Genomic DNA, 26,141 nt, shown 5'->3' with positions numbered 1-26,141 from the left:
GACACCCCCGTATGACCACCACCCTCGCCGCCGCGCACTTGAATCCTGCTGTGCGCCACGACATGGTGTTGCTGTTCGACGTGACCGATGGCAACCCCAACGGCAACCCAGACGCAGGCAACCAACCCCGCGTCGATATCGAATCCGGGCACGGCCTGATCACCGATGTCTGCATAAAACGCAAAATCCGCGACACCCTGTCCCTGGCCGCAGCCGACGATCCGCGCTACGGCATCTTTGTCGAGGCAGGTCACGCTCTCAACACGCGCCTCGCCGAGTCATACGCCGCCACCGGACTGAAGCTGAAATCGAAACTCACCAAAGACCAGGCCGAGACCGCCAGGGCATGGTTGTGCGATCGGTACGCCGACATTCGCCTGTTCGGGGCCGTGTTGTCCACCGGTGACACCAACGCCCTCGGCCAGATTCGCGGACCGTTGCAGGTCGGGATGGCCCGCTCCATCGACCCCGTCACACCGACCGAACATCCGATCACCCGCGTCACCCAGACCCGCCAATCCGACATCGACAACGGCGAGTCCACCGAGATGGGCGGAAAATGGACCATCCCGTACGGCCTCTACAAAGCCGAGATCACCTACTCCGCTGCCCGCGGTACCAAGACCGGAGTCGACGCCAGGGACTTCGAACTGCTCTACCAGGTTCTGGACATGATGTTCGACCACGACCGTTCGGCGGCTCGCGGCTGTATGGCCACCCGAGGCTTGCATGTCTTCAGCCACGACAACGCCTTCGGTAATGCTCCCGCCCACAAACTGCTCAGCCGTGTAGTCGTCGAACGGCACAACAAGGACAGTGAATACGGCCCGCGCAGCTTCGCCGACTACACCGTCGCTGTCAACACCAATGACCTGCCGACCGGTGTCACCCACACCCAGGTCATCAACTGACCGACGATATGTCCGAATCGCCGATCTTGGACCGCCGATGGAACGTGCCGATCTCGGCGATCGAGCACTACGCTTACTGCCACGCCGGGCCATCCTTATATGGCAGGAAGCATCTTTCGAGTCCAACCTCGACACAGTTCTGTCACCGCAAGGGGCTGCGCCGGTCCCAACGGATCGGCGAGGATCTCAACGAGGAGATATCGCGCACGCCGCCGTCGATCGAGGCGGCACAGTTACAGGACGGGCGGGAACCACCATCTGGCGATCCCTGCCCGTCTACAACTGGGAACTCGGCATCCACGGCATTTGCGACACTGTTCACTGGACCACCACCGGCCCAGTCCCTGTGGAACACAAGTCGGGGACCTATCGACCGGGCGGAGCAGCTGATCTCCAGGTCGCTGCACAAGTACTGTGCCTGCGTGAAATGTTCGACCAAGACGTGCCGTTCGGCGAACTATTCGCAGGAAAGACCCGCCGCCGCTACCAGATCGACGTAAACGAGAGCATGACCGTCGCAGTCCGCGCCGTGGTCGAGCAACTACAGGAAGCCATCGTCGAGAACACCCTTCCGCCCGCGATCAACGACAGCCGCTGCACCCGCTGCTCGCTGCGGCCAGGATGTCTACCCGAAACAGTGGACCGCCGGAGTATCGATCTGTTTATGCCACGTCGACTCGGAGACTGGAATGACTGAGCTCCTCAAGACCTTGTTCGTCACCACCCCAGGCACCAGCCTCCACCTCGACGGTGACGCATTGCGCGTGTACCACCCGGACAAGCCTGGCCGACACCTATTGCCCCTCATCAGGATCGATGACATCGTCGCGTTCAACGGAGTCACCGTGACCGACGACCTGCTCCACCGATGCGCTGCTGACGGCCGAGCCGTCACGTGGGTCACTCGTAACGGCAAATTCCTGGCCCGCGTAGCCGGACCATTGACCGGCAACCCGCAGCTACGCCTGCAACAGGTCCGCGCACACGACGACCCTACTCACCGACTGGCCCTGGCCAAGGCCATGGTCGCGGGCAAGCTGCACAACTACCGGCAACTTCTGCTGCGGGCCGCTCGAGATCTCACCGGCAGCCGCCAATCGGCCCTCCGTGATATCGCGGGCCGACATGAAACCGCACTCACTGCACTTGGCCAAGCCAGCGACCTCAACCAAGTGCTTGGCATCGAAGGCCGAGCAGCCCGCGACTACTTCCAAAGCTTCCCGTCCATCGCCCCCACAACACAACCGGGCCGCCGAAAACGACCGCCGACCGACGTCGCCAACTGTCTGCTGTCGTTCGGATACGGCATGCTGCGTGCATCCGTCCACGGCGCCCTCGAACAAGTTTGCCTCGACCCCTACGTCGGATATCTGCATGGCATTCGCCCAGCCAAACCCGCACTGGCACTGGATCTTATGGAGGAGTTCCGCCCGCTGATGGTCGACCGCCTCGTCCTCACACTTATCAATAGGGACCAGGTCGCCAAACACCACACACTGACGCTACCTGGCGGTGAGGTTCAACTGACCGATGAAGGACGCCGGTTCTTTCTCGAGCAATGGTCCCTCGCACGTGAACGACTTTGGCCGCACGCCTATCTCGACCGGGACATACCTGCGGGACTGCTCCCTCTGATCCAAGCGCGTCTACTTTCTCGTCATCTGCGCGGGGACACCGCAACCTACTTCCCATGGACTGTGACTTAATGGAACTGCTGATCACCTACGACGTCGAGACCATCACCCCGATCGGAGCTGCCCGACTACGCCGAGTAGCGAAAATATGCGAGGGCCACGGCTTCCGAGTCCAGAAATCTGTGTTCGAGGTCACCTGCACTCCTGTCGTCCGGCAACTTCTGGAAGCAGAATTGGCCCAGGCCATCAAGCCCGATACCGACAGCATCCGCATTTACCAACTTGACAGCGGCACATTCCAGACCGCTCGGCACCTCGGTGCGGTAGTCAAACCGCCCCACAATGAGCCGCTCATCCTGTGAGCGCCGAGTCCGGTCCAACTCACTGTGCCCCACGTCCCGGAGGTTGGCGGGCCGCTATTAGGGAAGTGGGTCTCAGGCGAGGAGCGTTGCTGTCGAGCATATTTCATTCGTCGAGCGTGGACAGTCCGGTTCGGAACCTCAAGCGCGACCCAGATCACCGTGAGGTTCTCAATCGACATGCAGGCGAAACGCACTAGCAAATCACCGCAGGGCCGTGCAGTGATCGAGCAGCATGTTGAAACCTGCTGGTCGTGCAGCGCTGCGCCGGTCCCAGCGGATCGGCGAGGATCTCAACGTCAGCGTGCACTGCGGATGCTGCTGGTTAGGACTGCTGCGCCGGTCCCAGCGGATCGGCGAGGATCTCAACTCACTGTCCCCGACCCGATTGCCGAGGAGGTTCCGGCTGCGCCGGTCCCAGCGGATCGGCGAGGATCTCAACTTCCAGCGGTCGATCGCCTTCAGCAGTGACTCTCCTGCTGCGCCGGTCCCAGCGGATCGGCGAGGATCTCAACCGGATCGAGGACACATCGAAGGCACGCGCCTGCAAGCTGCGCCGGTCCCAGCGGATCGGCGAGGATCTCAACGGCGACGCGGGACGCGCTCGAGGACGCCGGGGCGATGCGCTGCGCCGGTCCCAGCGGATCGGCGAGGATCTCAACTCCGCCGCCGGACACATCATGTCGAGCATTTGGGACGCTGCGCCGGTCCCAGCGGATCGGCGAGGATCTCAACAGAAGCGGCGTAAATATGGTGATGCGCTGGCTGGGCTGCGCCGGTCCCAGCGGATCGGCGAGGATCTCAACTTAGCTCTCGGCGATTGCCTGCCTGATGGTTGGGGCTGCGCCGGTCCCAGCGGATCGGCGAGGATCTCAACTTGCCGGTCGTGGTGAGGTTGTCCATGGCGGACGGCTGCGCCGGTCCCAGCGGATCGGCGAGGATCTCAACAGCGACGAACCCGGCTACAACGGCGTCGTCGTCACGCTGCGCCGGTCCCAGCGGATCGGCGAGGATCTCAACACCAACAGCCGCGCGGTTATCGGCGTCGGCGACGGCAGGCTGCGCCGGTCCCAGCGGATCGGCGAGGATCTCAACCCCGCCCCTCGCCGGGTGTGGTGCCAGGCGGCGGTGCTGCGCCGGTCCCAGCGGATCGGCGAGGATCTCAACGATCCGGGAACGGTGATACAGCGCCATACTCTCGGCGCTGCGCCGGTCCCAGCGGATCGGCGAGGATCTCAACTCCCACCCCGGAGTGCCCCCTCCGGCCGCGTGGAGCTGCGCCGGTCCCAGCGGATCGGCGAGGATCTCAACCGATACCACTCGTCCTCGGCTACGCAGTCTTGCGGCTGCGCCGGTCCCAGCGGATCGGCGAGGATCTCAACCAACTGCTCGGCGTTGTAGTTCGGCGGCGGCGGATGCTGCGCCGGTCCCAGCGGATCGGCGAGGATCTCAACAGTCGGTTGTCAATGCTGGCACCAAGCCGACCTTGCTGCGCCGGTCCCAGCGGATCGGCGAGGATCTCAACCTGGATCATGCCGCGCTTCCAATGCGACTACGGCCGGCTGCGCCGGTCCCAGTGGATCGGCGAGGATCTCAACAAGTGGCTGGGAGCGAACGGCGTTTCCGCGCGATGGCTGCGCCGGTCCCAGCGGATAGGCGAGGATCTCAACCTTATCAGATACGTCGGCCCCAGCCTGTCCGACAGCTGCGCCGGTCCCAGCGGGATCGGCGAGGATCTCAACAAATGCAACCTCGGCGCGCTCAACGAGATGTTTTCGGCTGCGCCGGTCCCAGCGGATCCGCGAAGATCAACTCCTGCACCGATTTTGTCCGATACGTTGGAATGGGTGTTGGGTCGGTCTCAGCGGATTGACAGTGGCCAGGGCCGTTGGCCGGTGCCCGGCCGAGGCGAACAGCATGGCGTGCAGGCCGTAGCTCACCTACCGGCCGCAGTCGACACCGACGGCCAACGACGCCCACATCATCGGCGTCAACCTCCATTTCGTCTCGAAAGGCGCCGCACCCGACGCAATTCCGCAGAGCCCAGCTGGTTGGACCCTGTCCCATTCAATTCATGTGACGAAGTCGAACGCCTCGCACCGACACTTGTGGCCGCTGCAGGATAGTAGATGTCGAGTCCGTTCGAGTCTCACCGGAATCGACAGTTCCTCATACGCCGCCCCAGGTTCCGCCCGAATCTGGAGGCCTCGGTGAATACCTGCGTGATCTAAGACTCCAGCGCTTCGGTGAGGTCGATCAGGCGCGGGCGCGGCTGTATACGCGGGCGAGTTGGTCGCGTTCGGTGGTGATCTGGGTTCGGCGTTCTGCCATGGCCTCGGCAGGTGAGTCGCCGGCGATGATCGCCCGGTAAAGGGCTGCGCCGTCTTCGATGGCTTCGCGGGCTCCGCGGGCGGCGGCGGGGGTGATGGCGTGGTCGGCGTCGCCGCACAGTACGACCGGAAGTTGTGGTTCTCGGGCATCGGTGAAGGCGACGTTGCGGGCGTTGGAGATATGTACGGTGTCGGTGTTGGCGAGGATGGTGTCGATGAGTTCGGTGGCGGTGGGGTCGGCGGTGCGAACTGTTTGTGCCCAGCGCTCGGTGGGGTGGAAGCCGATGTCTTCCTGGGGGATTGGGGCTTGGGTGATGCGAGTGAACCAGTAGGCACTGTGGTCGTTCCACATGTGCCCGAAGGTGCTTGTGGGCAGGGGGCCGGTGCCGAGTTGGCCGTGGAAGTGCAGCAGTGAGGGTTCGCTGGGCAGGTCGACGTGCTGGTCGATGGATCCGTAGATGACGACTTGTCCGGCGTATTCCGGTTGCCGGTCGGGCTCGAGGCGTGCGCGGGCGGTGGAGTCGATGCCGTCGGCGGCGATGATGAGGTCGTCGCTGGTGATGGGGGTGGTGCCGGAGTAGATGGTTGCGGTGGTGGGGTCGAGGTCGGTGATCGGGGTGTCGTAGCGGATGTCTGTGGCTGCGCTGGCAGCGAATTCGCTGAGTACTCGCATGAGTTCTGTCCGTGCGTAGAGGCGGTGTCCTTGGCTGCGGACAGCGTTGCGGCCGTCGGGGAGGTAGTGGAACCGGAAGCCTGGCACCTCATGTGACGCGGCGTGCAGGGCGTCGAGGGGGACGCCGAGTTCGACCATCGATTGGTGGGCGTGGCCATCGAGTACCACGAATGCACCTGTGCCGGTGGTGGTCTGGCGTTCGTAGACGGTGACCGGGTGCTGGTTGCGGGCGAGTGCGCCGGCGAGGACCGTTCCGGCGATTCCGCCGCCGATGATGGTGACCATGGCGTGCTGCCTCTCTAGGGTCGGGTCAGACGGGTATAGCTATGAGCGAGTTCTGTCAGCCAGTCCTTGTGCGGCGATCCGTCGGCGGTAAGGATCGCGATCGGGTGAGCGGGTTCGGCGGGCGTGTGGGCTAGGCCGCGAGCGCGCAGCCGTACGAGCGCGCGTGCGATCGCGTCGGGCTGCTGGCGGTCGTGCGGGGTGAGTTCGGTGCCCAGTTGCGGGCTGAGGGTCAGCAGCCGGTCGCGGCATTCGATGCGGGTGCGTAGCAGCGCGGAGTGTGGTTGCAGCAGTAGTGGTGTCCAGCCTGTGCGCGGGTAGCTCAGTTTGGCTGGCGAGATGGCCTCGAGGTCGTGCAGGAGATTCCGCAGGGTGCGGTTGTCGCGTATCGCCCGGCGCATGGCGGTGAGTTGTTTGGTTCGGTGAGCCGCGGCGACCGCACCGAAACTGAGAAGCCACAGCACTCCACCAGGCAGGTACAGGGCTATGCACAGCGGCCTGACAGAGGGCACTCTGATGTCACGATATTGGCCCCAGACCTCGACGAACAGCAGAGGCAGCACCGCCGCGAGCATGCCTTGGCCCAGCGACGCCAATGCCATCGCGGCACGCAGGGATCCACGTGATCGGCGTGCGACTCGAGCGGCGAGAAACCCACCGGTGGCGAGCGCCGCGGTGGAGAACAGCATTTCGAGAACGAAGAATCGCACCACCTCGGGCTGGGTGTAGTCCTTGAGTCGCACACCGGGTGGCACCGCGCGTCCGGTAGCGACGAGGAGCACGAATGTCGCTGCGGCCAGGCTGAATACGACGATGAGGATTCGCTTGGCGAGGGTGCTGTTGTCGGCGTGGGCGTAGTAGGCACACGCCGCGCACCACGCGATCATCAATGCGAGTGCTTGGACGGTGACGATGGTGTAGGGACGTCCGTCGACTTGTTGGCTTTCCACGTGAGCGAGTGCTTCGAAGACGAGGTTGGCGGCGATAGCGATGAAGGCGATGGTGATCAGCACCGACGCGGTCGACGGGCGACGCCGTATCGATTGGTGGATCCGCCATACGGCGATCAGCACGAATATGCCTGAGCGCAGCCACCACTCGTGGAGTGTGAGGCCGTTCATGACCACGCGATCCTGTCTTCCAGAGAACGCGCCAGCGATGCGGCGCGTTCATTGGCTTGTTCGACGAGTCGAGCGTCGAGCGCGACATTGACCCAGGCGGTGATGACTCGGGCCACGAATTCGGCGTCGCGTTCTTCGGGGTTGTCGTAGTCGCCACTGCGGTGTGTTCCCGAGATCATCGCTGCCGCAGCGGAATCCAGCGTGCCGAGCAGGATGTGGGCGATCTCGTGCATCGCCACATGGGTTTGGTGTTCACGGCTGGTCGCGGCCTGCACGAAGATATGGAACCCGTCGTCCTGGGCGACGGTAGCGCCGAAGTACCCTGGAACACGAAACACGTGCTGATGGACCTCGATCGGCTTACCGAGTCGCCACGCCAGCGCGCCGATGATCGCGTCGGGACCATCGGTGGCGTCGACGCCGAGCTCACGCAGAATCCGTGCGAGGCGACGGCGCAGCAGGAAATAGCGTGCTGGCACACCGGCTGCGGGAGCAACGATCAACGGCTTGTCCACGATCGAGCCTCCTGCGTCGATATGGGTGTGGATCGAGCTACTGGGGCAGGGGTTTCATCGGAGTATGCGTGGGATCGGCTTGTCGCTGAGTGAGTTTCGCGAAGATGCTGGCGAGTTCGCTATAGTCCAGATCATCGCCGCGTAGCGCTAGGCCATTGACCCCGGCGTCGCGTGCGGCGGCGATCAGCCGGAGGTAGGCATCGATCGCCTCGACTCGCTCGCCAGACTCGGCGAGATACTCCGGTGGCACCCCGAAATGCCGGGCGAGCGCCTCGACCAGCACCGGGTCCGGTGCCTGGTGGTTGTCGAACAGCCCCGACCTGATCCGTGCGATCTCGTCGGCAGGGACGACTCGGTCCACCATGATGCTCACCGAGTGTGCGACAACGTCATTGGTTTGTTCGGGGACTGTCCGCTGATGGAAGGTGTCGAATAACCGGTTGAGCCGAACGCTCAACCGCGGAGCGTCGTTGTCGGTCATCATCGCCTCCCCTGTCGTGTCGGCCTCCCGATAATTCGGGCCACGACCGATTCTGTTTGCGCTGGTCCCGCGCGAAACTGTAGCCGTGGTCGATCAACGACGGACCGTATTTGAGGCGGGTGTCTCCAAAACGTGCCGGTCATGTCTCCCCCCTTGGACGTGACTGGTACCGCTGCTCGAAGCGTCGAGAAGTCGCGTCGTCGAGGCTGTCGGCGCGTCCGATGAGCCACCGCCGATAGAGCTTTTCCTCGGCGTCAGGGTCTAGTGCCGAGACGGGGGCGGACAGGGCGTCCGCGAACGCGATCTCGATGAGGGGGTGTGTCTGGTGGTTGCGGTTGCGTTCCAGGATGTCGGTCACGAACGGGCCGGTGATCGTCGCGACTGCGCGGGCGAGCCGATCCAGAGCGCTCGGCAGTCCGGTGACCGGTTCCGCGATCGCGATGGCGTGCAGTTCGCGCTGCGCATCGAGCAGGGGCAGCAGTTGCTCTAGTTTGAGCGGCACAGTCGTTGCCCCGGGTTCGAAGGCATCGGGGGGCTTGGGCTCGGCTTCGACGGGCTGGCGACCTTCGCGGTAGGCGGCAGCCGCGGACCCGATGACCCAGCCCAGCCCGATGTCGTACTTGCGGAAGGTGCTCGGCCGGACGTTGTCGCGCAGCTCGCCTCGCTCGGCCTCGACCTGGGTCGGGACCGCGGGGCCTCCGCGCTCCTTGAGTTCGAGCATCGTGAGCCCCAGCGTCTCGCGCTGCTTCCGCACCACGGTCGCGAAGAACTCATCGTGGCCTGCCATGCACTCCAATGTACGACAGATATCACAAAAAATACATGATTTTTGCCCAGTTCAGTGCATCAAGACGAAGAAAAGCTTTGGAATTTGCCGTTTTCTTCTTGAAAACTTCCTCTAATGCGCTAACCTCTGGTTACGAATCTCACGACAGAGTGGGGATTGTGACCATCCTGGTCGTGACCGACAGCGAACGGAGGATGGCGATGACTGTGTCAGAGACGAAGCGTTCAGCTGAATTGGTGGAGTTGGCATTGGTCACTGCCGCCCGTGCGGCGGGCGGCGAGCACACGACAGTTGGTATATGGCTCGTCTGGCTCCACAGGCGTCAGGTGATGTCGTGGGAGTGGATCACCAGGCTCAACATCGCGATCCCGGCCTACATCCCAGTCGGCGCGGAGCAGGTCGTGGTCGTTGCGGTCGCGCCCACCCGAGTCGCGGGAGCGGTCATCGGTCGCGTCGATGTGATCTGCGAGCAGGCCGAGGCGGCGGGGCTGGTCGCCGAGGCGGTTTATGTGTCGGCGTCGCTCGAAGGCGCGTTGTGGACCTGCCTGCGTACCAGCGGCTGCGGCGGCATCGTTCCCGCGCTCACCGGTGTCGATCGCAGCTCCGCTCGCCCCCGACGGTTCACTCGCTTCCTCGGAGCGGGATCACTCCGGCGGACGGCGATCATCGCGATGACACCGATCGTCGGCATCTTCTGCGCGATGACCGGACACGCGGACCCGGGCGGCCAGGCCGGGGTGATCGCGACACCGGGCTCCGGACAAGCGGGAGTGACGACGAGGCCACCGGTATCCGTGAATCCGACTCCGCACAAAGACTCGACGGTGACCGTGTATCTCCCGCAACCGTCTTCACCGGTGCCCGACTGGGATGACGCACCCGACCAAGAACCAGCAAATGGCTTCGATGACAGCACCCTCTGCCTTGGTGCGGAGACGATCCCGCGACCGGATTGGTTGCCTCGAGAGCTGGCAGGGCCCGAGCATGCCTGGAACGAGTATCTGGCTCACCAAGCGACGATCGAGCTGGATAGGGCAGGCGCGTTGATTGGTGCGGGTGCGGACTACCTCAATAGGGCTGGGCTTCTTGATGTCGCGGCCTCGGGCGCGGCTCTGACAGCACTCTCTGATCTCGGCGCGGTAGTCGGACCAAGTGACGGCGAAGCCCCAATGCCGAGTGTGACGGAACTGACCGAAATTGCGGCATCGTCGTTGCCGCAGTGGGAGATTCCAACATCGACGGTAGTTCCGCCCGTGGATATCTTCGCTAGCGAGCAGATCCCGGAAGCAATTCAGGGGCGGCGATCGCTGCTGGCTCCCGCCATGGACTGATCGGAGAACGCGATGGGAACCCAGGATCGATCCAAGTCGGACCCAGAGGTGGTCATCGTCGAGGAAGCGGCCAGCCGGACATTTGGGCTTGCCGAGTGGCTTGCCGCTGTCGCTGGAAACGTAGCCGGAACGTCCGAGCCGCGATGGCTCGCTGCGCTGCCTCGTCAGCGCTGGGCCCCAGCCAGGTACGCTCGCCGCCGCGTTGCTGCGATGGCGAGTGCAGTGATAGCGCTCGGAATCGGCACCTTCATCGCCGTCGATGGCAACGACGATGCTCACGGTACCGGCGGCAACCCATCGATGGCCGAAGCGGCAACGATTCCCCGCCCATCCGGTACGAAGGCGGTGTCGCCGGTTGTGAGCGGAAATGCACCGCTGTGCTGCTGGCGCGACACCGATGCTGCCGATGCCGTTCAGCCCCTAGTGCTGAACGACAGTGGACCGCAGGCGATCACGGCCTTCGAAGCGTCGTACTACGTCGCACGCGACGCAGGCCAAGCGCGCGCAGTGGTCTCTTCGGACGCGGCGGTGCCGAGCATCGACCAGATCCAAGCCGGGATCGACTCGGTACCACCGGGGACGACCTACTGCGTGCAGATCCATCCTTTGGAGTCGGGGCAGTACCTGGTCGAACTCACCGAAATACGTCCCGGGCAGGCGGGAATGACCTGGCGGCAAAGGATTTCAACCATTGAGATCGACGGGCACGCCATGATCACCTCTATCGCTGCCGTCTGACGCGTCGAGCAGTTCACCAATCGAACAACCCGAGGGAAGAGCGGGGGTACGACGGTGTTAATCGCCATGACAGGTGTTGGTATACGGGCTGGGGTGACCACGGCCGCCGTCGCGTTGGCCACCACATGGCCAGGACCCGAAACCGCAGTCCTGGTAGAGGCTGATCCCCATGGTGGCCAGCTGACCGACCTCATCGTTGGCGACACGAGTCCAGGGTTGGCAAGCCTCGCCGCGATGGCACGCACAGGGGCTTGCGGGTTGGCGCAGCTGATAGAGAACGCCCAGCTGCTGCCGACCGGGGTTCCGGTAATCACCGCTCCCACGCTCGCCGAGCAGGCACAGGCGACGCTCGCGACGCAGATAGGTGTTGTGGCTCCTCCAGGGATGCCGCCGGACAGGGATGTGGTGGTGATCGCCGACTGCGGCACGGCTCATCCGAACTCGGCGGCGAGGCCGATCATGGAGGGCTCGGATGCTCTGATCGTGCTCGTGCGCACCGACCTCGCCGACCCCGGCTCGGCGAAGCGGCAGATCGCAGAGATCGCAGGGTGGGCCGCTCGCTGCCGGGCTGTGCTGCTCGTGGGCTCGGATCAGGCCGGTGAATTCGCTGCCGAACTCGGAGTACCAGTGATGGGACGCCTACCTCGAGATGCCCGGGGCGCGAGCGCAATCCTGCAGGGCGACAAGGTCGGTCGACGCCGCGGCACACTCGCGGCTGCGGCACGAGAGATCGCGACCGCGCTGCGAGCCCAGCTCGTCGCCGACCAACCAGCGTCCTCGCTCCGTCCGCCAGGTCGCTGCGACGAGAGCCGGGCCAGACAGTGGTGGCAAGCTTGCCTACCTCGCGGCGATGCCGCGCCCTCGGTGTATCGGCTCCAACGACACATACTGAACCAGCACGCTCCTGCGGTTGCGGACAACAGCCGCGCGCTGGCCCACTCCGGTGGCGGCGAGGAAGCGAGCGCGAGCGATGTCGAACTGGAGATCACCGCAGCTAGCCATGCCTCGCTTGTGAACCACCCATCCGACACGGCTCCGACGAGGCCGCAGACGCCCACGCCCTTGAAGGATTCAGATCTCGCGGGTGCCACGCTTGCCGTCAATGTTCTCGGGCCGTTGCGTGTCATCTGGCACGACCCAGCCGATTCCGGCGGTGGGGTCGACATCACCGCCAGACTGCAACCACGCAGCCGCGAACTGTTGACGCTGCTGGCCGTGCACCCTGACGGCGTAACCCGAGACGCACTCATCGACTCACTCTGGGGTGAACACATACCAGCCAGGCCGACCAACGCGATCACCACGGCCATGAGTCGCTTGCGCGCCGCCCTCAACGCTGCGACCGATGGCGCGGCAGCCAACGTTATCGTCGATGGCAGGATCCGATATCGGCTGGACCCAGCTACCGTCACTGTGGACTACTGGCAATTCAGCGAGGCTGTGGACTCGCGGCGCCGGGCCACTACCGACGAGGCGCGCGCCGCTTGCTACCACCGGATCGTTACCCTTGCGGGCGGAGCGTTGGCGCAGGATCTGCACACTGATTGGATCGAGCCGATCCGTGTGGCGGCACACCGCGATGCCGTCAACGCCTTGGCCGCGCTGGCCCGCATCCTCGTCGCCGATAGCCCGCGCCGAACCCTCGATCTGCTCGAAGCCGCCATCGTGCGTGACCCACATAATGAACTGATCTATCGGGACATTCTGCGTCTGCATGCCCGCCTCGGCGAACACGACGCCATCGACCGAACAATGGCTCTGCTGACCCGGCGACTCACCGAAATCGGGGAACAACCGACGACCGAAACGCAGCAGTTGGCCGAACGGCTTCGGCACGCTAAGAACGACTAATGCAGCCTCGATTGTGGAGCCACGACCTTGCGCAACGTGCTTCGGCTGGTTCCAGGTTGCTTTGATACGGACGTAGAAGTGGATAGTGCGCGCCACGCTCACCGGCATTCGCTCACAGTCCTCGGAAGGACATATCTGAGACTCTACACCGACCACTCGATATCAATCATTGCAGCTGTTCGGGAAAAATCGAAAAGAACGCGCCAAAAAATGGTTGCATTACAATTAGTTCCAGTTGGAGCGTTAGCTTGCATCCATTTAAAATTCCAGTTTCTCGTCGACGTCTTATCAACTAGATGGGCGCATGTCCAATTAGGTTGAAACATGTGTTTCCGCAACTGGTTGAGTGGAGTTACTCGGCGCAAAGAGGGCGGTCTCATCGGTGGTTTGTTCCTTGGTGTATCCGGTTGGGCGTTCTGTGGTGTGGTTGAGAACGCGGCACGCAGGGTGGCTGGAGACGCAGGTAGATGCAGATTTATGGTGGCCCGTGTGTGTCCAGGGTGAACCCCCGGCGGGGCATAGATACATGGGGCGGGGAATGTGCGGCAGGTGCGAGTTGACCCAAAGGTGCGGTCCTGACTATTCCAGATATGTAATTTTACTATCGATTTCGAACTTTGGTGACTATCCATTTCCTCTCGGTTTGGGTGCATTTGCCTGCGTTGAAATTGACAGGTGTGTGCGGTCGCGAGCTCCCATTCTGTTGCCCTGTTTCGGGCGAGCGAGTCTCGAATTCGGGTGAATAATCGCCTGAATTGTTGGCGAATTCGCTTGAATTGTAGTGACGAGTCGAGATAGCGTCGACACGTACCCGGAAAATTCGGAACCATCCAACCCTGAATTCCGATGACGCCACCCGTATGCAACGATCCGGTGTGAACGGGGGCGCTACTGTTTACGAAGGAGTTTCGAGATGGCATCACCCGCGACACCAGCACCCGCGACGGGGACTCGGCTCGGTAATGGTGAGTTGCGTCGTATGGTGGCTCGTGTGCTGGCAGATAATCCCGGCACCGAATACACGCCGCGTGAAATATCGAAACTCACCGGTCATTCGTCGGGCGCGATCGGTAACGCGCTGAAAACGCTGACCGCTGCCGGGCAGGCCCAACAAACCAGCACCAAACCCCTGCGCTACCGCGACACCGCACACACCAGCACAGCAACTCCTGGTCCCACCCCGGCTCCGGCTCCGGGTGCGAAACCGGCCGCCGCCCCGTCGGGCGGGACCGCGTCCACGCGGGCCGCTGGCCGGGCGGGTAAGGCGACGACCAAGCCCGCACCCGCTGCGACTGCCGCGCCGGGTAGGGCTGTGGCACGGCCGAACGGGCAGTTGTATCACCTGCGGAAGTTGGCGGGGCGCGCCGATGTGGACGTGTTGCGGACGATGCGCGACAACGAGGTCCCGGTGTTGTTGTACGGCCCGCCCGGAACCGGCAAGACGTCGTTGATCGAGGCCGCCTACGGTGATTTGCTGACCGTGCAGGGCGATTGCGACACCATGGTCGCTGATTTCGTGGGCGAATACACCCAGAACCCGGACGGCACCTACGTTTTCGTCCACGGCCCGCTGGTGCGCGCGATGCGTGAGGGCCGGGTGCTGTTCATCGACGATGCCACCCTGATCCCGCCGACCATCTTGTCGTGCGTGTACCCAGCCATGGACGGCCGCCGCGAGATCGTCATCAAGGCCAACAGTGGTGAGATCGTGACCGCCGAGCCGGGGTTCTTCGTGGTGGCGGGGCACAACCCGGGCGTGCATGGGGCGATCTTGTCCGATGCCCTCGCGTCGCGGTTCGCGTTCCAGGTACAGGTGGGCAGCGACTACGACCTCGCCGGTCAGTTGGGGGTCGATCCGAAAGCGGTGCGGGTGGCGCGCAATCTGGCCACCCGCAAGGACCAAGGGGAGCTCGGGTGGGCACCGCAACTGCGGGAGCTGCTGGCGTTCAGCAAGATCGCCGCCGCCACGGACACCCACACCGCCGCCGCCAACCTGATCGGCACCGCCCCCGAAGATGACCGCGCCATCGTCGCCGACGTGGTCAAAACCGTATTCGGTACCCGGCTCGAACCCCTGACCCTCGGTGCCCGGCTCTGAAACCACCCCGCCCGGAAGGAATCTCGCGATGAACACGCACGTGATCGCCGACCCCGCCGCCACACCTGAGCTGCCGCCGACCGCGACCGGATGGGAAACGTTGTCGGCCGCGTTCACCGATGAAGCTCCGCCGATCGCCGACCGGGATGACCTGATCGTCACCATCGCACCGGGCGCGGCGCACGGGCACCCGGCGGTGTTCATGCCGCACAGTGCCGCGATCGAGATCGACGGCACCCGCCTCGGGATCGACCCTGCCACCGCGCGCCCGGACCGCAACAGCGACCGCGCCCGGTACGCGGGCACGTGGGGCGCGTTCACCCACGAATGCGCCCATGCCCAGCATTCACGCTGGGACCCGCCCCCGGTCGCGAACCCGGCCGTCGTCGAGGCCGCCATGCTATTGGAGGAATCTCGCATCGAGGCGGCCCACATCCGCCGCCGGCCCGCCGACCGGCATTGGTTGCGCGCCAGCGCTACCGAGATCGTGATCGGCGACAATGGGGGAGCCGCCGCTGCCGCGCAGCTTCCGGCCACCGATTACGCCGCCGCCCACAACGCCGCGCTGCTGCTGGGGCGGGTGGATGGCGGCATCCTCGAGCCCGCCGAGTGTGCGCCCGCCGCTGCCGCGATCGAGGCGATCCTCGGTGCCGACAAGCTCGCCGACCTTCGGGTGATCTGGCAAGAAGCCCACACGGTTGCCGACGACGACGGTGCGGGGATGCTCGAGCTGGGGCAACGCTGGCTCGATATCGTCGGCCCCGACCCGCACGCCGATCCCGACCCCGGCTCGGTGTTGTCGTCCGCGATCAGTGCGACCGTAGCAAATGTCGCGGATGCTGTTGCCGCACAAGAGGTTCCGGTAGATCCCGCCGACGCGGCTACGGCAACGGCGCGCGCGGAGTCGGCTCATGCCGCGACGGCGGCCGCCACGGCGGGCAAGGTGTTCGGCAACGGTGGCGCACCCGCCACGTCCTTGGCCAGGACTACCCGCGCCCCGAAAGCCGATGAACGTGTGGCCGCGCGGGTGTTGGCGCGTGCGTTCAATACCGCCAGCCAACGCGAACGCGCGATCACTAAGACCACCTCGGCGCTGCCGCCGGGCCGGTTGCGGATGCGTGGGGCGCTGGCGCGGGAGGCTCAGCGTGCCGCTGGGGCGATCCCGACCGCTGAGCCGTTCACCCGCACCATCCGTCGCGCGACCCCCATCCCGCCGTTGAGGGTCGGCATCGCCTGTGACGTGTCCGGATCGATGACCGACTACGCCGGGCCGGTCGCCTCGGCCGCCTGGATCATCGCCCATGCCGCCGAACTCGCTGTCATGCCCGCCGACACCGCGACCGTGACCTTCGGACACACCGTCACCCCAATCACCTACCCAGGCACCGCACCCGCGAAAGTCACCGACTTCACCTGCCCCGACTACGACCACGCCATCGACAAGGCCATCGACGCACTCGACGGCGCGCTCGGACTGTCCCGCCCCGAGAACACCCGGTTGCTGGTGGTCATTTCCGACGGCATCTATTACGACCAGCACCGCAGCAAGGCCCAACAGCGTATCGACCGACTCCGCGCTGGCGGCTGCGCGGTGCTGTGGCTGGCACCCGACGACGAAGACAGCACCCCGCTGTCGGGCATCACCGTGCACGTGATCGCAGACCCCGCCACCACCGCCCACGCCATCGGCCGCGCCGCCACCACCGCCGTCCGCACCGCCTGACGCACCTACTCGGGGCATACCCCGGGGCGAATACGAGGAGCTAGCGATGACCGATCCGATCGAATCCGCCACCGCCGCTGGCGATACACCGACCACTGTTGCAGCCGGTGCGCTCGTCGTTGGATGCCGGCTCGACCATGGCAAACAGGTGCGCCACGTGCTCGACGTGGGTGACGGCAACCGCGACATCGGGTTCACCGATGACTCGTGGTGGTGCGACGTACCAGCCGCGCACCCCATCACACTGTGGGACGGCCAGCCCAGCACGCGGGTATACCCGTTCCCGTTCATGGCCACCGATGAACGCCGCATCTACCGATGCCAACACGGAGCCCCACTACGCGCCCGCTGAGTCATCGCGTGTCGTCGCCGCCGTCGGCGCACTGCTGGCCACCACCTACATCTATTGCGGCGAACGAAATATACGCCCGAGGAGATCGAATGGGTCGCTGCCGACGGAGGTAACCCCCACATCAGACAACCGGCGGCCTGGACCCCTGGTGACGACCGGCCTGAGTGGCCCAGCGATGTCGTTGTCTCCGGTAGCACCCTGTTCATCACATTTATCGCCATGTCTGGGTGACGGGCGAGTTTGTAGGCGGCGGTCCACCGCCTGGTGGTCGGCCCGGCAGTGAGGTGACCGTCCAAGGCCGCCATGAGGTCGCTGGCTTGGCGATACAGCCCTCGACCGGAGCTTGCGCTGGTGGACGGCATGGACGTAGTGGTGATCGCGGTGACCTGCGATGGGCTAATTCGGCGCAAACGCCGGTGGGACTCCTCGAAATCGTTTGTAATGGCTGGATGGCGGGCGAGAGCGGGGCGGGGGTCGGGGACAGGCGAGCCATGGTCGTCGATGAATTGTTCCGGTTGGAGGAGAGCGCGATGTACAGCGCGCAGGGGCAGTTCGAGGCTGCGAAGCAGTGGCGGACGATTCACCTGCTCCTCGGAACGGGAGCGAGCATTCTCGCCGCGGTCTCGGGTGCCGCATCGCTGGCGGCGGTTTCGGGTCGCACGACCTCAGGAATTCTCGCGCTGGCAGCGGCTGCGGTGGGCGCCGTATTGACGACCCTCAATGCCGCCCACCGTGCCGGTCAGGCCACTTCGGCGGCCAACGCCTACCTCGGGATCCAAACCGCGGCGCGGCAAGCGAGGCTTGTCGATCTGCCTTTTCAGACGGTCGATGAGGCTCGTGCGATGCTGGCGGATCTGACCCGTCGCCGCGACGATCAAAACAAGGCGACAGATCCGCCGGGCAGATGGGCATACCACCGCGGCGCGAAGAACATTGCCGCCGGTGGCCAGACGTACGCGGTAGATACGCACGACGGCACCGCGTGAAGTCGACGACATCGCTGCGGGAGTACCTTCGCGAGGTCGATCGCGGGGCCGCCGGATCGGTGCAGCTCGGACCGGAGGGAACGCTCCTGCTCGCCGCGGCCACCGATCGGCTTTCAACACTCGGTACGATTAGTTGGATGCCGGTCGGATCAAGTTCCTGCGGCACCAGCATCATCGGATACAGCGATGTCGACATGCTGGCGGTTTTTCAGGACCCGCTGGGAGATCGCGGTAGCGACGCGATTCTGCCGTATTCTGCCCGAAAACTGCATCGCGCACTGGACCGAGGTCTTCCGACACCATCTGCGGTATCGGCCGCGAAAGCATTCAAGTTGGTGTCGCGCGCATTGGCCGCACTCACCCCGACCGGATCGTTCGCGCCGCCGGTCGCCGATCCACCGGCTGTTCGTTTCGAAACCCTATGCGACGAGCCATCCGTCGAGATCGTCCCGGGTATCGCCGCCGGCGTGCTGTGGGACCACCCCGGATCGAGACCTACGTCCGCTCTGGTCGAGGTTGCATTCCCGGCCAATGGTGAACGCTGGCTCGGTACCTCACCGAGTCTGCACAGAATGGTGCTCGCCGCGGCCACCGGTGGGCTCGACTATTCATCGCGCGAATTGATCCGGCTGGTTAAGTTGGTCAAATATCGCCGGTCGATTCCTCTATCGTCGTATTTCGTGGAGGTGTTCTGCCTGCGCTGGCTGGAAGGCTCGGAATCCTACGGAGCCGCCAGCATCGCCGAGATCGTCGAAGCCTGCGGTTCGCAGTGGACGCGCCGGTCGCCCGGCCGGTTGATCACCGACATCCCCGAGCTGCTGACTTCGTTGGGAGAGTATCTCCGATCTGTGGCTGTGGGATCCGGTGCCGACATGGTGGACTTGACCACCCCGGAAACCGGCGGCACCGTCGGGGCGTGCCGATCCCCCAGCATTGCGGCGGTGGCGGCAGACTCGGTCGCCCGGGTGGCGGATATCGCGCGACGAGCGGCCGAAATCGTCGACCCGCAAGCAGCGATCGCCTTGTGGCGGAGCATTTTCCAGTTCGATGGCGAAAAGTCTCATGGTGCGGCGAACTCGAGTACAAACCCATTGCTTCCATCCCCCGATATGCCGGCATCGTGAACCGCGCCGCAGGAACCGCACCAGATGCCGAATACCGTGGTCCGGCCCGAATAGCTTCGATCGACGGAGCGGTGCCGAAATCGGGTCGACCCGGAAAAAGTTGTGCCGTTCGCGTTCGGCCTCTGCCCTGGGCTGCCGCCTCGGCCGGGTCGAGTTCGATCACCACGGCGTCGACTGTGCGCGCCACCCTGGCCACCCTGTCAGCGACCGCGCCTGACAGCGCCGAACCGGGATCAGGGTCGGCGTGCGGGTCGGATCCGACGACATCGAACCAACGCCGACCCAACTCAAGCATCGTCGTCGCGTCGTCATCGGCGACCGCGTGTGCTTGCCGCCAGATCGCGCGCCATTGGTCGAGTTTGTCTGTGCCCAAGACGGTTTCGATCACGGTGGTGGCGGGTCCGCATTCGACCGGTTCAAGGATGCCCGCATCCACGTGTCCCAGTAGCAGCGCGGCATTGTGGGCGGCGGCGTATTCCGACATCGGGATCGCTGCGGCGGCTTTAGGTCCGCCGTTGTCGGCCAGAACGAACTGGGTGGCGCCCGTATCATCCTGTCTCTTGAGCGTCCCACGTGGCGTTCATCGACCCGAGCAGGCACTGCCAATCCGATAGTCGCGCCCCGGAGACATGATTTCTGGAGCGCGACCATCCTGGGCCCTGTTATTGGCGCGACTCCGCTCAGTTAGCGCGGTCGATGCTGTCGGTCAGGTAGTTCAGGACCTGCTGTACGCCTTCGGTGTATCCGGTTTGGTGGACGCGGGAGTCGTAGAACGCGACTGTGTCGCTGCCCTGGCGGGCCAGATCGGCGAGTGCGGCAGCGGTAGCCGTGCCGGTGGTGCTGGTCAGGTTCGAGGCCAGGCTCGCGAGCTGACTGGGTTCCGGTCCGGTGAGGGCTTTTGCTGCCGCGCCGGCGAGGTCCGCGGTGATCGGCACGAGGCCGATGAGCTCGAGCCCGCCGCCGAGCCAGTCTCCGGCGCTGGCCTTTTCGACCGCCCGCCACGCGACCTCTTGTCCCTTGCCGATATTGGTGGCGACGCGAGCGATATCGACGCGGGCGAGGATGTCGACCACCTGAGCCGCGACCGCTGTCGACCCCGAGGAGTCCAGCGGGGCTGCCATCGACAGCGCTTGCGCGACGAGGTGTAGGTCGACTTGGGATGCCATGCGCACCAACGGGTTGAACGCGTTGTTGAGATCACCGATGATCTGGTGCGCGCGAGGGATGTCCCCGGCGGCGAGGGCTTGGGGGAGCTGGGCGAGGCCGTCGAGGATGGCGGGGATGTTGGCCGCGACGCCGGTCAAGCCACCCGCCACGATCGCGACCTGCCGCACCACCGAGGCCGGATTCAATCCTGACGAGCTCGGCGAGCCTTGTTCGATCAGTGCGCCGTTGCCGGTGAACGCGCGTCCAATCGCTGCGATCACCGGTGAAGCCTGGTCCGAGGTCGCGCAGTACAGATCGCCTTGCGCGCACACGGTCCGTACTCGCCCCGAGAGTTGTCCGAAGTCTTGGCGTGGTCCGCCGATGCCTGCGCCGGTGGTGTTCCCGCCGAGCTGCGGGGTCTCGGGGTTTCGGTGTGGGTCGGAGATCAGCCCGACCCCCAGGACCCGCGAGGCGGGGATCGGTCCGGCGCCGCGGCCGATCTGTGAGGCGACCTCACCGGCGGCGTCGGCGCCTTGGCTGTAGCCGGCGAGTACCACCTGAGTGGACTCACACAAGCCTGCGAGCATTGTCTGCAACCTGTCTACGCCAATGGTTTTCGACGGCACGTACGGCACGGGGGCAGCGGTGTAGGGCAGATACCGTACGGCGATGTCGGTGCCGTATCGGGCGGTCAGGCCGTCACCAATAGGGCGCAGCAGCCCGGCCGGCTGGGTCGGGTCGGCGGTGGGGCTGGTTTCGCCCGTGCCGGGAACCAGCACGGCCGTCCAGCGCGGGCATGCCCCGACGCCACCCGGGTCCGCACCGGCGTGCCCGGCGGCGGCGCTGAGTGAGAGGGTTCCTGCGCAGGCGATCGTGCACGCGGTTAGCGTTGCCGCACCCCGACGCCGGTGGATGCGGGCGCGGTTACCTGGTCGGGATCCGGTACGGCTGTTGGCCATCGCTGCCTCCAAGAGTGTTCGAGTCCGATGCAGGGTGGTTCTCCCTGCACCCGTGGACTCCGATCTCGGGGCGGTTCTTCAACAACCGAGATACCGATCTTTCTGGCATTCTGCGTGCGATGGCTTGAACGATCCGACTGCGTAGCGACCTGCTTCGTCGGCCGCCGCAGCGTTGCAGCCGGGCCTAGCGGAGAGTGACTAGATTGCTGAAAGCCGTTGCAGCACACGGCCTCGTGCTGCGCGGGCGGTGGCCAGTTGGGCGTCGAACGCCGCCGGTACCTGGTCAGCGAGGTTCTCGTACAGTTTGATGGCCTCGCTAATCGCTGACAGAGCCCGAGGCAGTTCGAGTCCATGTTGTGCTGAAATTTCGGCACATATCCATAGCATGCGAGCAAGTCTGGGCACATGGGTGCCGTGCTTTTCGACCAACCGCCGGCCAAGGACGATTGCTTCGTCTACAGTTTCCAGTGCCTCTCTAGGGCGCCCCACCGCATTGAGCTGGACTGCTGCGTTCCCCATTGCATGGGCCAGATCTGCGAGGTATGCATCGGCACTGATGTCGGAAAGGCGTTGGAGTAGGGCGACTGATTCCTGCGCATTCTCGAGCGCTTCCTCTGCCTGTCCCGTGGTGCCCAGCCACACGCTGAGGTTCGACAGTGCCACAGCGAGTTCAGGTAGATGGATGTCGGTATTTGCTTTGACCAGCCGCCGGTAGATCGCAACTGCCTCGCGGGCGGGTTCGAGAGCCTTGTGAGCCTGTCCAAGATCTCCAAGGCGGTTGGCGAGGCCGAACAATACCTTGGCGAGCGCTGCAATGTGGATCTGTGGTTTTTTCTTGGTCAGGGAGCGATAGAGTCCGACTGCTTCGCGGGCCGCGTCGAGTGCTTGTTCGGGCTTTCCCAGGTTCGTGAGATCAATGCTTAAATTGTGGACAGCTTGCGCAAGTTCAGCAGTGTAGGTATCGGGTTCAATATCGGCTAACCGTCGACGTAGATCGACGGCTTCCTGGGTAGCATCAAGTGCCTCCTGCGGTTGGCCTAGACGACCGAGCAGCCGGCCGAGATTCATTAGACTGGAGGCGAGGTCGTGGAGGTTGGCACGCGGGTCCCGTTCGGCAAGTTGCCGCTGCAAGGCGACTGCTTCACGGGAAGCTTCGATCCCTTCCCTGGGGTGTCCCGTTCGTCCCAGCAGTTCACCGACGTTGGTGAGTCGTCGAGCGTAGTTGGGTACGTCGACCGCGGCGGTTGGCTTGCCGAGTTGCTGCCCATCGAGTGCGATTGCTTCATGCAGAATTTTGACTGCCTCGTCGAGTCGCTCTAGCTTGACGAGTACCGCGGAGAGATTACTCAGGGTCGAGGCGAGATTCGCGACGGCCGCGTTGGAATCAGTTGCAGCCAGGTCGCGATAGTGCTCGACGGCTTCCAAGGCGGGATCGAGGGCCTGGAGTGGTCTTCGTGCATGCTCCAGGCATGTTGCGAGGTTGTCGAGTGCCTCGGCGAGGCCAGAGATATGAGTGCTCGAGTCCTGTTCGACTGCCAGTCGATACAGGGCGACGGCCTTGCGAGCGGATTTGACCGCCTGTGGTGGTCTGCCCACGCGGTTGAGTCGGCGGCTGAGCGCGATCTCTGCCCGGGCGATCTTGGCAAGCTGACTGGCCGAGGTGGACTGTGGAGCCGTCCGATACAGCCGGATGGCCTGCCTCGTTACTTCAAGTGCTTGGTGGGGAAGGTTGTTCGCATCGAGGCGTGTCGCATAGCGCATGCTCAAGTCGGCTTTACTGACCGGTTCGTCGGAGTCGGCGATGCGTTGCGGGAGCAAAGCCTCATCGAGGCTTTGCACAGCGGCGACCATATCGGGGTCTGTGCTAGGCGAGTCAGTCAGACTACGGCGGATGGCTCGCAATATCGTCAGGGGCATACCGGTCAGGTCGGCTAGGCGGGCGAGAACAACTCCGCCCGCGCATGTTGCGATTGCCGGAGTGCGCTCGAGGACCGGGCACAAAACGTTCGTGGTGATGTGGGGCCAACGTTCGGCTGCTTCGACCAGCCGTGTCAGTGCGGTGGGTGCCCACTGGGGTGGTGTTCCGCCTTCCGGGGCGAGCAGACGATGCGTTGCGTCGACCACCCAGGGGTCGGACGCCGCGGCCTGAGGTGGGTGCTCCGGATGGCCAGGGATAATCAGGGAAATAAACGCTTCGCCGAGCTGGTCGGGCTGCAGCGGCGTGAGCACGGAATGTGAGTCGACGGGGGCGGAGTAACAACGTCCGTGATCGTCAATGATTCGCTCGAGTCGGGCAAAATCCAGCCCCCCAATCACTCTCGTCAAAAGGCTTCGAGCATCGGCTCGCGCCAGGCCACCAGTCAAGATCGCGAGGTACACGACTCGTCGTAGTGTTTCCGTTGTTGTTGTGATTAGTCCCTGATCGAATTGGCTGTTCCAATCGGCATACTCATGCTGTAGCAGGTAGGCCGACACCGACGTCGAACTTAGCGTCAGGGCTGTCCCCTGGCGACGGGCGTGGATGGCGGCAAGCGCTGCCATGTGAAGAGACAGCACCGATTCGAATCGATCCCCACTGAGGTCGAGATTGGAGCGGTATTCGGCAGGATCCCTTTGGCGGACATGGGGCGGCGGGTTGTACATCGTGCGGACAAAAGCTCCAACGGCGGAGTCGAACACCTGCCGTCGGCTGTAGCGCAGTCCCAAAGGAGCTAGTTCCATTGCGTCATACGCGACTTCGCGATCATCGAGATGAGTTGCGATGCTTGCCCACCAAAACCCAGTCGCACGGGCCAGCAGCAATACACGAATCTTGATATCGGACCGTGCGGCGACTGAGTGGATGTTGTCGAGCAGCGCTTTCAGCGCAGGAGTGCCCCACTGGTGCGCGTCGTCGACCACGAGCAGCAGCTCATGTTGGTCGGTGAGTTCGATCGTGCCAGCGCGATCGACGGTTTCTATGACTCGAAAAGCCCGCCAGGCAACCCATCCGGCGGGGGCGGCAAGCTCGCACAGGCGTCTGACCAATCGCGTCTTGCCCTGTCCGCCGGATGCGTGGATCAGTCGCACCGCAAGTGGTTCGGGCGTGTTCATCCATCTGAGCAGATCATCGAGTTCGCCGTCGCGACCGATTACCGGGGCGACGGCGTACCTAGGCTGCAAAATCGCTGATGCTTGTTTGCGAGCCTTCTCGGCTGGCAACGTCTCCGACCTCGGGATGCGTTGGCACCAATACATGTAGGAGTGCCCAGAACCAAACGTCACCGCCACATCGCCAGTGACGTCGGCGATGCTGAGCACCGAGCCGAGTACGACACTGTTGTCGATCGATAGTTCACCACGCCTCCTCCAGGGAAGCTTCATCGGCTACGTCTACCTCATTCGTTGATTTCCAGCTTGCCGCCGACTTTGCGGATGCGCCGCACGGAACCTCCAACCCAGCTGTCGGACACCATGGCGTCTGCCTCGCCGCCTGTGGGCGGCGTGCCGGGTGGCAGCGTAGGTGGAAGAGGATTTGGTGTTTGAGTATTGATCGTCAGATCGCTCTTGACCTCGCCGACGTCGCTGACCGCTCCACCGATCGAGGACCGCGTGGCAAGTGCACGTGAGTTCCGGACTCCCTGAACGACGCCATAGATGGCTACTCCTAGTCCCGCCAGCCCAACGAAGAGACCCAGAACGCTTGCGAGCTTGTCGCCCTTGTCCAAACCCAGCCTGACAAACACCCACGCACCCACGCCGATTGTCCCGAGCGCACCGAGCACAAGGCCCCACGTCTTTCCTGGCATCTGTTCAGTATCAACTGCATTCGCCATCGGCAACGACGAACGATTTCGAAACGTATGCGGCAGTGGAGGCGCTGAATCCGCAGTGCGACGCAATCCGATCTCTCATATCGGTAAGCGCACTGCAGTTCAGGCACGACTTCCTGGGCGCTGAATTTGGCTTCGGCCTTGCCACCGCGGCGCAGCACTGAGGGTCAAGTCGTGTATGCCACTAGACAAGGCCGGACCCCTAGCCAGTGAACGGACCGTGTGCTGGCCCTCGAGCGCGACCGGGTGATCGGTCCAATGGAGGCGGTCGAGCTGATCTACTCCAACCGCTCTCCGCCGATCAGTCCTCGCCAGCGGAAGGTGGTCTGTCCAGACGACTGTCAGCCCGAGCAAGAACAGCACGCCCGATAAATCGCTGCACAGGCGTTCAGCGTGGGTTGGCCGGATCCGTTGGCCGACAAAGGTGCCCGCCAGCTATGCCGAACGCACGTCGTCGGTAGAACCGGCCGTCACGGTGTCGGCCGCCAGGGAAGGGACCACTTCGAAGCCGGTTTGCCAGAACCCATCACTCTAGCATGCGACAACGGGGCACAGCTCGGATGGTCACGCGAATCCCTTTCGCGCACAGGGAATGCCGAGCTCTCGACCTCGGCCAGGCCGTCCACGGTGGCGTCTGCAATGCCCGATCGGACGCCCTGGTTCTAGTAGGACAACCTAGTCGCGTGGGTGCGATTCCCAGCTATCCTGAACCCCGATGCTCACCCCACCATTCGACCGGTGCGCACGTGACCTGTGCCAGTGCGTTGACAAAGGGGATTGAGAGCCGGAGAGCGAAACACGAAGTGCCCCAGTCGCCAGACGCAACATCGAGGGGCTGCGGCACCACGCTGGGTTGCTCCCCTCGGGGGATCGATCGCTTGCTGTGTCAACGCCGCCGACCGTGACGAGCGGGTTGGACGACTGCGCC

20 protein-coding genes and 1 CRISPR repeat array are annotated in these 26,141 nt (G+C 64.2%); of the genes, 12 read left to right on the top strand and 8 right to left on the bottom strand.

The features are described 5' to 3' along the window. Positions 1 to 11: 11 nt before the first annotated feature. From cas7c to cas2, 4 genes are read left to right on the top strand one after another with little or no spacing between them, the layout of a single operon-like run. On the top strand, positions 12 to 911 hold the full coding sequence (gene cas7c / locus ACHQ4I_RS42010) for a type I-C CRISPR-associated protein Cas7/Csd2 (RefSeq protein ID WP_420777515.1): 900 nt from the start codon (positions 12 to 14) through the stop codon (positions 909 to 911). A gap of 37 nt (positions 912 to 948) precedes the next feature. Continuing rightward, positions 949 to 1,608 (top strand): CRISPR-associated protein Cas4, encoded by a 660-nt coding sequence (locus ACHQ4I_RS42005; protein WP_420777514.1) that lies wholly within the window; start codon positions 949 to 951, stop codon positions 1,606 to 1,608. After that, positions 1,601 to 2,617 (top strand): CRISPR-associated endonuclease Cas1, encoded by a 1,017-nt coding sequence (gene cas1 / locus ACHQ4I_RS42000; protein ID WP_420777513.1) that lies wholly within the window; start codon positions 1,601 to 1,603, stop codon positions 2,615 to 2,617. The genes ACHQ4I_RS42005 and cas1 overlap by 8 nt, the downstream gene beginning before the upstream one ends. Then, positions 2,617 to 2,907, top strand: coding sequence for a CRISPR-associated endonuclease Cas2 (gene cas2 / locus ACHQ4I_RS41995; protein ID WP_420777512.1), 291 nt, complete (start codon positions 2,617 to 2,619; stop codon positions 2,905 to 2,907). Before cas1 ends, cas2 begins: the two co-directional genes overlap by 1 nt. 258 nt (positions 2,908 to 3,165) lie before the next feature. Then, positions 3,166 to 4,574: direct repeats of the CRISPR family, unit length 37 nt; unit sequence GCTGCGCCGGTCCCAGCGGATCGGCGAGGATCTCAAC. Positions 4,575 to 5,160: 586 nt separating this feature from the next. Here cas2 and ACHQ4I_RS41990 read toward each other — a convergent pair. The 5 genes from ACHQ4I_RS41990 to ACHQ4I_RS41970 all read right to left on the bottom strand — a co-directional run bounded on the left by ACHQ4I_RS41990 (position 5,161) and on the right by ACHQ4I_RS41970 (position 9,093). Beyond that, a complete protein-coding gene (locus ACHQ4I_RS41990) occupies positions 5,161 to 6,192 on the bottom strand; it encodes an FAD-dependent monooxygenase (RefSeq protein WP_420777511.1) in 1,032 nt (343 codons plus the stop codon). Between the two features lie 14 nt (positions 6,193 to 6,206). After that, positions 6,207 to 7,310, bottom strand: coding sequence for a hypothetical protein (locus ACHQ4I_RS41985; RefSeq protein WP_420777510.1), 1,104 nt, complete (start codon positions 7,308 to 7,310; stop codon positions 6,207 to 6,209). Next, positions 7,307 to 7,825, bottom strand: coding sequence for a hypothetical protein (locus ACHQ4I_RS41980; protein WP_420777509.1), 519 nt, complete (start codon positions 7,823 to 7,825; stop codon positions 7,307 to 7,309). Before ACHQ4I_RS41980 ends, ACHQ4I_RS41985 begins: the two co-directional genes overlap by 4 nt. Before the next feature lie 37 nt (positions 7,826 to 7,862). Next, positions 7,863 to 8,306: a hypothetical protein gene (locus tag ACHQ4I_RS41975; RefSeq protein WP_420777508.1), complete on the bottom strand. Its 444-nt coding sequence runs from the start codon at positions 8,304 to 8,306 to the stop codon at positions 7,863 to 7,865. Positions 8,307 to 8,445: 139 nt separating this feature from the next. After that, positions 8,446 to 9,093 carry a hypothetical protein gene (locus tag ACHQ4I_RS41970; RefSeq protein WP_420777507.1) on the bottom strand — a complete coding sequence of 216 codons (648 nt, stop codon included), beginning with the start codon at positions 9,091 to 9,093 and terminating at the stop codon, positions 8,446 to 8,448. Positions 9,094 to 9,101: 8 nt separating this feature from the next. Between ACHQ4I_RS41970 and ACHQ4I_RS41965 the strand changes: the two genes are divergently transcribed. From ACHQ4I_RS41965 to ACHQ4I_RS41930, 8 genes are all read left to right on the top strand, one after another. After that, positions 9,102 to 10,424, top strand: coding sequence for a hypothetical protein (locus ACHQ4I_RS41965; protein ID WP_420777506.1), 1,323 nt, complete (start codon positions 9,102 to 9,104; stop codon positions 10,422 to 10,424). A 12-nt stretch (positions 10,425 to 10,436) separates the two neighbouring features. Then, a complete protein-coding gene (locus ACHQ4I_RS41960) occupies positions 10,437 to 11,162 on the top strand; it encodes a DUF8176 domain-containing protein (RefSeq protein WP_420777505.1) in 726 nt (241 codons plus the stop codon). A gap of 234 nt (positions 11,163 to 11,396) precedes the next feature. After that, positions 11,397 to 13,013, top strand: a complete 1,617-nt coding sequence (locus ACHQ4I_RS41955; protein WP_420777504.1) for an AfsR/SARP family transcriptional regulator — start codon at positions 11,397 to 11,399, stop codon at positions 13,011 to 13,013. A gap of 913 nt (positions 13,014 to 13,926) precedes the next feature. Next, the gene (locus ACHQ4I_RS41950) at positions 13,927 to 15,111 is read left to right on the top strand and encodes an AAA family ATPase (protein ID WP_420777503.1); all 1,185 of its coding nucleotides are present in this window, start codon (positions 13,927 to 13,929) and stop codon (positions 15,109 to 15,111) included. Positions 15,112 to 15,139: 28 nt separating this feature from the next. Then, positions 15,140 to 16,834, top strand: a complete 1,695-nt coding sequence (locus tag ACHQ4I_RS41945; RefSeq protein ID WP_420777502.1) for a vWA domain-containing protein — start codon at positions 15,140 to 15,142, stop codon at positions 16,832 to 16,834. 46 nt (positions 16,835 to 16,880) lie between these two features. Then, positions 16,881 to 17,186: a hypothetical protein gene (locus ACHQ4I_RS41940; protein WP_420777501.1), complete on the top strand. Its 306-nt coding sequence runs from the start codon at positions 16,881 to 16,883 to the stop codon at positions 17,184 to 17,186. 449 nt (positions 17,187 to 17,635) lie between these two features. Further along, complete coding sequence (locus ACHQ4I_RS41935) at positions 17,636 to 18,172, top strand: SLATT domain-containing protein (RefSeq protein WP_420777500.1); 537 nt, start codon at positions 17,636 to 17,638, stop codon at positions 18,170 to 18,172. 572 nt (positions 18,173 to 18,744) lie between these two features. Continuing rightward, positions 18,745 to 19,296, top strand: coding sequence for a hypothetical protein (locus ACHQ4I_RS41930; RefSeq protein ID WP_420777499.1), 552 nt, complete (start codon positions 18,745 to 18,747; stop codon positions 19,294 to 19,296). A gap of 680 nt (positions 19,297 to 19,976) precedes the next feature. Here the strand turns inward: ACHQ4I_RS41930 and ACHQ4I_RS41925 are convergent. From ACHQ4I_RS41925 to ACHQ4I_RS41915, 3 genes are all read right to left on the bottom strand, one after another. Further along, positions 19,977 to 21,401 carry a cutinase family protein gene (locus tag ACHQ4I_RS41925; protein ID WP_420777498.1) on the bottom strand — a complete coding sequence of 475 codons (1,425 nt, stop codon included), beginning with the start codon at positions 21,399 to 21,401 and terminating at the stop codon, positions 19,977 to 19,979. A gap of 198 nt (positions 21,402 to 21,599) precedes the next feature. Then, positions 21,600 to 24,764: a tetratricopeptide repeat protein gene (locus ACHQ4I_RS41920; RefSeq protein ID WP_420777497.1), complete on the bottom strand. Its 3,165-nt coding sequence runs from the start codon at positions 24,762 to 24,764 to the stop codon at positions 21,600 to 21,602. A gap of 14 nt (positions 24,765 to 24,778) precedes the next feature. Continuing rightward, positions 24,779 to 25,189 (bottom strand): hypothetical protein, encoded by a 411-nt coding sequence (locus ACHQ4I_RS41915; protein WP_420777496.1) that lies wholly within the window; start codon positions 25,187 to 25,189, stop codon positions 24,779 to 24,781. Between the last annotated feature and the right edge of the window lie 952 nt (positions 25,190 to 26,141).

The sequence above is a fragment of the Nocardia nepalensis genome (genome assembly GCF_048910785.1).
GTDB lineage: Bacteria > Actinomycetota > Actinomycetes > Mycobacteriales > Mycobacteriaceae > Nocardia > Nocardia nepalensis.
The sequence above is the reverse complement of the archived record's forward strand: the minus strand, read 5'-3'. Positions and strand labels throughout refer to the sequence as shown.